Below are 1,444 nucleotides of genomic sequence, written 5' to 3'. Positions count from 1 at the left end.
CAGATCCTCGAGCGGTTCGGCCAGTACGAGTCGATGCGGGCGACCCTGGAGAAGGACCACACGGCCGGCCAGGATGACGCGCTGCTGGACATCTACCGCAAGCTGCGGCCGGGTGAGCCGCCGACCAAGGAGTCGGCGCAGACCCTGCTGGAGAACCTGTACTTCAACCCCAAGCGGTACGACCTGGCCAAGGTGGGCCGCTACAAGATCAACAAGAAGCTCGGGGTCGACTCCGAGATCACGCAGGGCACGCTGACCGAAGAGGACATCGTCGCCACCATCGAGTACATCGTCCGCCTGCACGCGGGCGAGGAGTCGATGCCGGGCGCCAACGGTGAGGTGATCGTCGAGATCGACGACATCGACCACTTCGGCAACCGCCGCCTGCGCAGCGTCGGCGAGCTCATCCAGAACCAGGTCCGCCTGGGCCTGGCCCGCATGGAGCGCGTCGTCCGCGAGCGGATGACCACCCAGGACGTCGAGGCGATCACGCCGCAGACCCTGATCAACATCCGTCCCGTCGTGGCCTCCATCAAGGAGTTCTTCGGCACCTCGCAGCTGTCGCAGTTCATGGACCAGACCAACCCGCTGGCCGGCCTGACGCACAAGCGGCGTCTGTCCGCGCTCGGCCCCGGTGGTCTGTCCCGTGAGCGGGCCGGCTTCGAGGTCCGTGACGTGCACCCGTCCCACTACGGCCGGATGTGCCCGATCGAGACCCCTGAAGGCCCGAACATCGGTCTGATCGGCTCGCTGGCCTCCTACGGCCGCATCAACGCCTTCGGCTTCGTCGAGACGCCTTACCGCAAGGTCGTCGACGGCAGGGTGACCGACCAGATCGACTACCTGACGGCCGACGAGGAAGACCGCTACGTCAAGGCGCAGGCCAACACGACGCTCAACCCCGACGGGTCGTTCGCCGAGTCCCGCGTCCTGGTCCGTACCAAGGGCGGCGAGACCGAACTCGCCCGTGCCGAGGAAGTCGACTACATCGACGTGTCGCCGCGCCAGATGGTGTCGGTCGCCACCGCGATGATCCCCTTCCTCGAGCACGACGACGCCAACCGCGCGCTCATGGGCTCCAACATGCAGCGCCAGTCGGTGCCGCTGCTCAAGAGCGAGGCGCCGCTGGTCGGCACCGGCATGGAGTACCGTGCCGCGACCGACGCCGGCGACGTCATCAGCGCCGAGAAGGCCGGCGTGGTGGAGGAGGTCTCGGCCGACTACGTCACCGTCATGAACGACGACGGCACGCGTACGACGTACCGGGTCGCCAAGTTCAAGCGCTCCAACCAGGGCACCTCCTTCAACCAGAAGCCCATCGTCGCCGAGGGCGACCGGGTCGAGGTCAACCAGGTCATCGCCGACGGCCCCTGCACCGACAACGGTGAGATGGCGCTCGGCAAGAACCTGCTCGTGGCGTTCATGCCGTGGGAGGGCCACAACT

General features: G+C 67.0%; 1 pseudogene. It reads left to right on the top strand.

The features are described from left to right. A pseudogene (locus tag ACIBST_RS48895) lies at positions 1–1,444 on the top strand (DNA-directed RNA polymerase subunit beta); the annotation flags it as partial.

This window comes from Nonomuraea sp. NPDC049684 (genome assembly GCF_044465345.1).
In the GTDB taxonomy this organism is placed as follows: domain Bacteria; phylum Actinomycetota; class Actinomycetes; order Streptosporangiales; family Streptosporangiaceae; genus Nonomuraea.
This window is presented reverse-complemented; position numbering and strand designations above follow the sequence as displayed.